Here is an 8867-nt window from a genome sequence, read left to right on the forward strand (position 1 = left end):
TCACGAACGGGTGACGCGACCGATCCAGGTGGCTCCCGGCGGCAGACTCGTCCCCGACTTCCTAGCAGATGCGATCAGGTCGAGGAACGCCTGACTCGCCTTGGCAAGGGGGCGGTCCGGGTCCAGCACGACCCCGACCGTCCGCGTCACCACGGGTTCCACGAGCGGTCGGTGCTCCAGTCCGGCGAACGAGATCAGCGGGAGCACGAGACTCGGCACGGCGGAGATGCCCTGGCCGGCCGCGACCAGGCCACCGACCGAGGCGATGTTGCGGGCCTCGGTCATCGACCGGGGCGTTACGCCCGCACGGGCGAACGCGTCGTCGACATGTGTACGTACGCTGCTGGTCGGGTGGAACCCCACGAAGTCGGCGTCGCGCAGGTCTGACCAGGCCACCTGATCCTGGGCCGCGAGGCGGTGGCCGGGCGGGAGCACGCACACGAACTCGTCGGCAGCGATCGGCCGCACCCACCCCGAATCGGCCTGAGCGGCGCAACGGGTGACCGCGAAGTCGACCTCGCCGGTCCGGACCTGCTCGAGCCCCTGAGCCAGGAGCCCGTCTTCGATCTGGACCGTCACGCCCGGATGGGCCTCGCGGAAGCGGGAGACCAGCGGCGGGAGGAGGGTCGCGGCCAGCGACGGGAGCGTGGCGATGCGTACGGTGCCCGTGCTGCCGTCGAGGAAGCCACGGAAGTGGTTCATGCCACGGTCGAACGAGGCAACCACCTCCTCGGCAACGGTGGCGAACGCCTTGCCCTCAGGGGTCAGCACGACCCGTCGCGTGGTGCGCTCGAAGAGCCGTACGCCCAGGCGCCGCTCGACGTCCGCGACCGCGCGGCTCAGCGAGGACTGGGCCAGGGTGAGCGACTCGCCGGCGGCAGTGAACGAGCCAGTGTCGGCAACTGCCAGGACGATCCGCAGCTGGTGCACGGTCAGGTCCATCGTCGTCCTCTCGTCAATGTATGAAACACATTAGTCCAAGCCTGATTGGTATTGGACATGCAAAAGTGGCGGCGGTCACAATCGGAGCACCCCATGACGTACGGAAGGTGCCAACGATGCTCGCTCTGCTCGGCTTCGCGACGATCGGTGTGTTTCTCGCGCTGACGATGACCAAGCGCCTGTCGGTGCTGATAGCCCTGGTCCTGGTTCCGGTGACCGCGGCGGTCGTCGGCGGTTTCGCCGGCGATCTCGGCAAGCTGGTCGCCGATGGCATGCTCACAGTGGCTCCGGTGGCGATCATGATCACCTTCGCGGTCCTCTACTTCAGCCTGATGGTCGACGAGGGGCTGTTCGACCCGGCCATCACCCGGATCACGAGATGGGCGCACGGCGACCCGGTGAAGATCACCGTTGGCACCGCGGTCCTGACGCTGTTGGTTGCGCTGGACGGCGACGGCGCCTCGACTTTCCTGATCACGGTCTCGGCGATGCTGCCGATCTACCAGCGACTGGGCATGCGCCCGATCGTCCTGGCCGGAGTGGTGTGCCTGGGGGCCGGGGTCATGAACATGGTGCCGTGGGGTGGCCCGACGGCCCGAGCGATGGCGGCGCTCGACGCCGACAGCTCTGACATCTTCGTGCCCCTGCTGCCGTCGATGGTCGCCGGCGTCGTCTGGGTGCTGTTCGCGGCGTACCTGATCGGGCGGCGCGAGCGGACCAGGATCGGCATCGAGGGTGCGGCCGTCGCTGAGACGGGTACGCCGGGCGGAGCGACCGCTGGAGGTGGCACGCCCGCCGGCACCATGACCGACATCGCCACGAGCACGACGACGTCGCGCGGCCAGCGCGTGCGGTTCTGGTTCAACGCCCTGCTGACGGTGGCGCTCGTGGTCGCGCTGCTGATGCAGCGCATGCCGCTCGAGGTGTTGTTCGCCGTGGCCTTCGCGATCGCGCTGCTGGTCAACCGGCCGACCTGGCCCGGACAACAGGCGCTGTTGGAGCGGCACGGCTACAACGTGTTGCTGGTGACCTCGATGATCTTCGCGGCCGGTGTCTTCACCGGTGTCCTGAACGGCACCGGCATGATCACGGCACTGGCCGAGACCCTGGTGTCGACGATCCCGCAGGGCGCGGGCGGGGCGCTCCCGGTCATCACCGCGATCACCAGCATGCCGATGAGCCTGGTGTTCACCCCGGATGCCTACTACTTCGGCGTCATGCCGGTGCTGGCCGAGACGACCGCGGGCCTGGGTGGTGACCCGCACGAGATCGCCCGCGCGGCGATCCTCGGCCAGATGACGACAGGGTTCCCGCTCAGCCCGCTGACCGCGTCGACTTTCATCCTGGTGGGCATGACCGCCGTCAACTTCGGTGACCACCAGCGCTTCATCTTCGGATGGGCGTTCGGGACGACGCTGGTGATGACCGCCGTGGCCCTCCTGACCGGCGCGATCTCGATCTGAGCATCGACATGAACGGACACAGCATGAGAATCGGAAGTGGTGCCGGGTTCGCCGGCGACCGGATCGGCCCGGCGGTCGAGCTGGCCGAGCGGGGTGGGCTCGACGACTTGGTGCTGGAGTGCCTCGCGGAGCGCACCATCGCGGCGGGACAGCTACGCAGGATTCGGGATCCCCGGCACGGTTACGACCCGCTGCTGCGCCGGCGCCTGGAGGCGCTGCTGCCGATCACGGCACCGCAGGGCACCCGCATGATCACCAACATGGGGGCCGCGAACCCGCTGGCAGCCGGCCACCTTGCCCGCGACATCGCGGTCGAGCGCGGGCTCTCGCTGAGGGTCGGAGTCGTGACCGGCGACGACGTGCTCGAGGACATCGACCTGGAGGCACCGGCACTCGAGGACGGTCGCCCGCTGGGGGAGCACGGCGAGGTCATCTCCGCGAACGCCTACCTCGGCGCCGACGCGATCATGCCGGCGCTCACCGGCGGTGCCGACCTAGTCATCACCGGCCGCGTCGCCGACCCCTCGCTCTTTCTCGCACCGCTGGCCGAGCGGCTGGGCTGGGACTTGGAGGACTGGCAGCTCGCGGCCCGCGGCACCATGATCGGGCACCTCCTCGAGTGCGCCGGCCAGATCACGGGCGGCTACTTCGCTGATCCCGGCCACAAGGACGTCAGCGGCCTGGCACGCCTGGGGTTCCCGTTCGCCGACGTGACCGCCGATGGGTCCGCCGAGATCAGCAAGCTGGCCGACACGGGCGGGATGGTCACTCGGTCGACCGTGCGCGAGCAGCTGCTCTACGAGGTCACCGACCCCTCGGCGTACCTCACCCCGGACGTCCGCCTCGACCTGCGTCAGGCATCCGTCCGCGAGGTCGGGACGGACCGGGTCGCGGTGGAGGGCGCCGTGGGGCGGCCCCGACCGGACCAGCTCAAGGTCAGCGTCGGCTACCACGCCGGGTTCCGGTCCGAGGCCGAGATCTCCTACGTCGGCCCGAACGCGCTCGCCCGGGCCCGGCTCGCCGGCGAGATCGTGGCAGAGCGTCTGCGGGGTGTGGGTGTCGACGTACGCCTCGATGTGGTCGGGAGCATCGGGATCGACGCACGGGGCACCGAGGACCTGCGCGACCACGAGTGCCGGCTCCGCGTCGCCGCTCTGGGCGACCGGGCACAGGCCGACGACGTCTGCCATGAGGTCGAGGCGCTCTACACCAACGGGCCCGCCGGCGGGGGCGGCGTACGCACCTCCGTCACCGAGGTCATCGGCATCGTGTCCACCTACATTCCCCGCGCGGCCGTCACTCCGCGAGTGACCCTGCTCGAGACAGGAGAAGCGAATGCTTCTGCATGACATCGCCCATGCCCGTGCCGGCGACAAGGGCGACACCTCCACCCTGACCGTCATCCCGTTCGAGGACGCCGACTACGACCTCCTGGTGCGCGAGCTCACCGCGGAGCGCGTACGCACGCATCTGGCCGGGTTCGTCAACGGTGACGTCGTCCGCTACGAGCTCCCTCGACTGTGCGCGCTCCAGTTCGTCTGCCGCAGCTCCCTGGGCGGCGGCGTCACCACCTCCCTCGCCGTCGACACCCACGGCAAGGGCATGAGCTCGCGCCTGCTGGCCGTGGAGTTGACCCAGCCACGGGATTGAAGTGATGGCCGTTGTTGGCTCGGCATCGCGTGGATGCGATCATGAGGCTGCCCTAGGAGGACAAACTTGGCGAACTACTCCCGCTGGTCCGAGGTTCGGGCAGAACGCCCCGGGCCGTCCGAGACGATGAGGGCGAGCGTCGAGCAGGACCTCGCTCTCGGCCAGCTGATCTACGACCTGCGTACGGATGCCGGGCTCAGCCAGCGCGAGCTGGCCTCGAGGATGGGCACGACGCAGTCGGTCATCTCCCGCCTCGAAGAAGGTGGCGGGGCGCGCAACCGGATCGACACCCTGGCCAGGGTCGCGACCGCGTTGGGCCGGCACCTGGTCCTCTCGTTCCCCGAGGAAGTCTCAGGGGACATGAAGGACTCGGTGCAGGTCGCCTGACTGATGGCTGAACTCATCGAGATCTCCGACCCTGCCGACGCTCGGCTCGCCGACTACCGCGACCTGCGCGACGTCGAGCTGCGCAAGTCCCTCGAGTCCTCGGAGGGGCTCTTCCTGGCCGAAGGCGAGAAGGTCGTACGCCGCGCCGTGACCGGTGGCTTCGAGGCGCGCTCGTTCCTGATGGCGCCGAAGTGGCTCGACGGGCTCGCCGACGTGCTCGCGACGACTGATGCGCCGTGCTACGTGATGAGCGAGAAGGCTGCCGAGGAGGTGACCGGTTTCCATGTGCATCGTGGTGCGCTGGCTTCCTTGAAGCGGCGACCGCTGCCGTCGGTGGAGTCGGTGCTGGCCGGCGCCCGCTCCGTCCTGGTGCTCGAGGACATCGTCGACCACACCAACGTCGGCGCGATCTTCCGGTCAGGTGCCGCGCTGGGGTTCGACGCCGTCCTGCTCTCGCCGCGCTGCGCCGACCCGCTCTACCGCCGCTCGATCAAGGTCGCGATGGGCGCGGTCTTCGCGCTGCCGTGGACCCGCCTCCCGGACTGGTACGAAGCGCTCCCGTCCCTCTCCGCCGCCGGCTTCACCACCGTCGCCCTGACCCTGGCCGACGACGCCGTCGACATCGAGAAGGCCGTCGAAGGCGTCGACAAGATCGCCCTCGTCCTTGGCTCGGAGGGCCACGGCATCTCCCCTCGCTGGCAGCAGGCCTCCGACCGCCGCGCCATCATCCCGATGTCCGCCGGCATCGACTCCCTCAACGTAGCCGCCGCCACCGCCGTCGCCTGCTACGTCACAGCCCGCCGCTAACCGGCCGAGCCGTCACGTACGTCGGCCGAGCCAGCACAGCAGTGCCAACTCGGCCGACGGGGGTGACGCCTCGGCGAGGGGTGGTCTCGGCTAGAGCTGCCACCAGACGGTCGTGTCGCCGGGGAGGTCGGCGAAGCCGTCGGTCACCGGGATGGGGCCCGCGGAGGAGAGGAGTACGTCGCCGGGGGCGGCGATGCGTACGGGCTCCTTGGTGGTGTTGACGGTGCACGCGAAACCGGAGCGCTCGAACCAGAGGACCCCGGCGGGGGCCTCGTCGTGCCAGGTGACCGCGTCGCCGGCGCCGAGGCCGGAGGTCTCGTGGCGGAGGGCGATGGCGGAGCGGTAGAGCTCGAGGGTCGAGCCGTCCACGCCTGTCTGGGCCTCGACGCTCAGCTCGCCCCACTCGGCAGGCTGCGGCAGCCAGGAGCCACCGTCGCCGAAGCCGTAGGACGAGCCGGAACGGGTCCACGGCAGCGGCACCCGGCAGCCGTCGCGGAAGCCGTCCTGGCCGTTCGCACGGTGGAAGGACGGGTCCTGGCGGACCTCGTCGGGCAGGTCGGTGACGTCGGGGAGGCCGAGCTCCTCGCCCTGGTAGACGTACGCAGACCCCGGAAGCGCGAGCATCAGCAGCGTCGCCGCACGAGCCCGTCGCAACCCCAGCGCGCGATCGCCAGGCGTCCGGATCTGCGTCCCCGACCCCGGCGGGTTGGCGAACCGGGTGGCGTGCCGGGTGACGTCGTGGTTGGACAGCACCCAGGTCGCCGGAGCCCCGACCGGCCGCATCGCGTCCAGGGAGCTGTCGATGACCTTGCGCAGCGCCGCGGCGTCCCAGGCGGTGTCGAGGTACTCGAAGTTGAAGGCCTGGTGCAGCTCGTCAGGGCGTACGTAGTTGGCCGACCGCGCCACGGTCGGGGTCCACGCCTCGGCGACGAAGATCCGGCCCGGGTAGTCCGCCAGCACCTTCCGCCACGACCGGTAGATCTCGTGGACGCCGTCCTGGTCGAAGAAGGGCATCACGTCGTTGCCGAGCAGGTGGAGCTGGTCCGCGTGGCCGATGGACGGCAGGCCCTCGGCCTTGACCAGGCCGTGGGCGACGTCGATGCGGAAGCCGTCGATGCCGAGGTCGAGCCAGAACCGCAGGATGTCCAGGAACTCCGCGTGCACCTCGGGTGAGTTCCAGTTGAAGTCGGGCTGCTCGGGGGCGAAGAGGTGCAGATACCACTCACCGTCCTCCACCCGGGTCCACGCCGGGCCGCCGAAGATCGAGTCCCAGTCGTTCGGCGGCTCCTCGCCGTTCTCGCCGCGTCCGGGCAGGAAGTGGTAGCGCGACCGCATCGGCGATCCGGGACCCTCCGCCAACGCCTGCTGGAACCACACGTGCTCCGAGGAGGAGTGGTTGGGGACGATGTCGGCGATGAGCTTCAGCCCCAGCTCATGGGCAGCAGAGATCAGCGCGCGAGCGTCGTCCAACGTCCCGTAGCGAGGATCCACGGCACGGTAGTCGGAGACGTCGTAGCCCCCGTCGGCCTGCGGCGAGGCGTAGAACGGGCTCAGCCAGACGGCGTCGACCCCCAGCGAGCGGAGGTAGGGGAGTCGGGACCGAATCCCGGGAAGGTCACCGGTGCCGTCGCCGTCGCTGTCGGCGAAGCTGCGCGGGTAGACCTGGTAGATGACGGCGTCGCGCCACCATTCGGTGCTCATGAGGAGAGAAACCCTTTCAGCCCTTGACGCCGCCGGCGGTCAGACCGGTGACGACGTGTCGTTGGACGAGATAGAAGAAGATGGTCACGGGGATGGCGATGAGGACAGCGGTGGCGGCCATCAAGTTCCACTGCGCGTCGTGCTCGCTGACGAAGCTCTGCAGCCCGACCGCGAAGGTGTACTTGGAGTCGTCGAGCAGGAACGTCGAGGCGAAGGCGACCTCGGCGAAGGCGGTGATGAAGGCGTAGAACGCGGCCACCGCGAGGCCGGGACGAGCCAGCGGCAGGATCAGCCGCCAGAACGTACCGAACGGGGTGAGCCCGTCGATCATGCCGGCCTCGTCGAGCTCGACCGGAATGGTGTCGAAGTAGCCCTTCAGCAGCCAGGAGCAGTAGGGGACGATCGTGGTGCAGTTGACCAGGATCAGGCCCAGGTGCGAGTCGATCAGGCGGAGCTGGGAGAAGATCTCGTACATCGGCACGATCAGCACCGCGATCGGGAACGCCTGGGTCAGCAGCAGCACCCACATCAACGGCCGGTGACCGGGGAACCGCATCCGGGAGACCGCATAGCCGGTCGTCGCCGCCGACATCACGCCGAACAGGGTCGTGCCCCCGGCGACCACCAGCGTCGACCAGAGCCAGTTGAAGAAGGCGGTGTTGGTCAGCACGAACGAGTAGTTGTCCAGCGTCGCCTTCGCGAAGATGCCGCCGGGGTGGAGGTAGTCGTCCTTGTCCGGTCCCAGGGACAGGTAGAGGAGCCAGACGATGGGGAACAGCGCGATCAGCGACGCCACCGTGAGCGTCACGTGCGTGCCCACCCGGGCGGCCGGGCTGAGCTCGCCGCGTCGCCTCGGCCGCTTTCCGGACGTGGTCGTCGTGGGCGCGATGGTGCTAGGCGAGCTGGTCATTGCGTTTCAACCACCGGTAGTAGAAGGACGTGAAGACGATCAGGATCGCGAGCAGGAGGACGCCGTACGCCGCCGACATGGCGAAGTCGCGAGGCTGCTGCCCGAACCCGAGTCGATAGGCCCAGGTGACCAGGATCTGCGCGTCCGGCGCGGTGTTGCCGAAGAGCAGGAAGATGATCGCGAACTGGTTGAAGGTCCAGATCACGCCGAGCAGCACGACGGTCGAGCTCACCGACGACAGCCCCGGCAGGGTGACGTGGCGGAACCGCTGCCAGGCGTTGGCGCCGTCGATCTCGGCCGCCTCGTAGAGGTTCTCGTCGATCGACTGCAGCCCGCCGAGCAGGGAGAGCATCATGAACGGCACGCCGCACCAGGTGTTGACCATGATCGCGGCCGTACGCTGCCAGGTCGGGTCCTCGAGCCAGCTCGGCGAGGCGAGACCGATCGTGTCGAGCATCGAGTTGATCACGCCCGCGTCGGCCAGCATGATCCGCCAGGCGAAGACGGTGACGAACGTCGGCACCGCCCAGGGCAGGATCAGCAGCAGCCGGTACGCCACGCGCCCGCGCAGCCGCTGGTTGAGCAGCATCGCCAGCCCGAGGCCGATCGCGTAGTGCAGGAGGACGCAGGTGACGGTCCAGACGATCGTCCACACGAAGTGGGACCAGAAGCGGTCGTAGGCCGCCGGGCCCCACAGGATCTCGGCGTAGTTGTCCAGACCGATGAACTTGTACGTCGCGTCGATCGTGTTGACGCCGATGGTGCGTGCCGAGTTGAGGCTGTTGGCGTCGGTCAGGGTCAGGTAGAAGCCGCGCAGGAGCGGGTAGCCGACCAGCACGCCGAGGACGATCACCACGGGGGCGACCATCGCGTAGGCGTACCAGTAGCGCTGGTAGGAATCTCGCACGCGCTGGAAGGGGCGGGGCGCCGTCGGAGGTGCCGGGGGCCGTCAGGTACAGCCGGTGGCGGACCGGGTGGTAGTAGTACGTGCCCGGTTCGAGGCCGGC

At 69.1% G+C, this 8867-nt stretch carries 9 protein-coding genes; 5 read left to right on the plus strand and 4 right to left on the minus strand.

All coding sequences use genetic code 11. From position 1 onward, the window contains the following. The gene (locus ACFU7D_RS13145) at positions 1–942 is read right to left on the minus strand and encodes a LysR family transcriptional regulator (protein WP_378867653.1); all 942 of its coding nucleotides are present in this window, start codon (positions 940–942) and stop codon (positions 1–3) included. Between the two features lie 116 nt (positions 943–1058). On the opposite strand from ACFU7D_RS13145, the gene ACFU7D_RS13150 reads away from it, so the two are divergent. The 5 genes from ACFU7D_RS13150 (at position 1059) to ACFU7D_RS13170 (ending at position 5249) form a co-directional block, all read left to right on the plus strand. Then, complete coding sequence (locus tag ACFU7D_RS13150; RefSeq protein WP_378867655.1) at positions 1059–2405, plus strand: CitMHS family transporter; 1347 nt, start codon at positions 1059–1061, stop codon at positions 2403–2405. Between the two features lie 23 nt (positions 2406–2428). Continuing rightward, a complete protein-coding gene (locus ACFU7D_RS13155) occupies positions 2429–3754 on the plus strand; it encodes an acyclic terpene utilization AtuA family protein (RefSeq protein ID WP_378867657.1) in 1326 nt (441 codons plus the stop codon). After that, the gene (locus tag ACFU7D_RS13160; RefSeq protein WP_378867658.1) at positions 3741–4055 is read left to right on the plus strand and encodes a hypothetical protein; all 315 of its coding nucleotides are present in this window, start codon (positions 3741–3743) and stop codon (positions 4053–4055) included. The genes ACFU7D_RS13155 and ACFU7D_RS13160 overlap by 14 nt, the downstream gene beginning before the upstream one ends. A gap of 66 nt (positions 4056–4121) precedes the next feature. Then, complete coding sequence (locus tag ACFU7D_RS13165) at positions 4122–4442, plus strand: helix-turn-helix domain-containing protein (RefSeq protein ID WP_378867660.1); 321 nt, start codon at positions 4122–4124, stop codon at positions 4440–4442. 3 nt (positions 4443–4445) lie between these two features. Next, the gene (locus ACFU7D_RS13170) at positions 4446–5249 is read left to right on the plus strand and encodes a TrmH family RNA methyltransferase (protein WP_378867662.1); all 804 of its coding nucleotides are present in this window, start codon (positions 4446–4448) and stop codon (positions 5247–5249) included. Positions 5250–5339: 90 nt separating this feature from the next. Here ACFU7D_RS13170 and ACFU7D_RS13175 read toward each other — a convergent pair whose 3' ends face one another. The 3 genes from ACFU7D_RS13175 to ACFU7D_RS13185 are packed head-to-tail and all read right to left on the minus strand — an operon-like array spanning position 5340 to position 8767. Beyond that, the gene (locus ACFU7D_RS13175; RefSeq protein ID WP_378867665.1) at positions 5340–6950 is read right to left on the minus strand and encodes a glycoside hydrolase family 13 protein; all 1611 of its coding nucleotides are present in this window, start codon (positions 6948–6950) and stop codon (positions 5340–5342) included. A 16-nt stretch (positions 6951–6966) separates the two neighbouring features. After that, the gene (locus tag ACFU7D_RS13180; protein ID WP_378867667.1) at positions 6967–7860 is read right to left on the minus strand and encodes a sugar ABC transporter permease; all 894 of its coding nucleotides are present in this window, start codon (positions 7858–7860) and stop codon (positions 6967–6969) included. Continuing rightward, positions 7844–8767, minus strand: a complete 924-nt coding sequence (locus ACFU7D_RS13185; protein ID WP_378867669.1) for a carbohydrate ABC transporter permease — start codon at positions 8765–8767, stop codon at positions 7844–7846. The genes ACFU7D_RS13180 and ACFU7D_RS13185 overlap by 17 nt, the downstream gene beginning before the upstream one ends. Between the last annotated feature and the right edge of the window lie 100 nt (positions 8768–8867).

This window comes from Nocardioides sp. NPDC057577, from assembly GCF_042801335.1.
In the GTDB taxonomy this organism is placed as follows: domain Bacteria; phylum Actinomycetota; class Actinomycetes; order Propionibacteriales; family Nocardioidaceae; genus Nocardioides.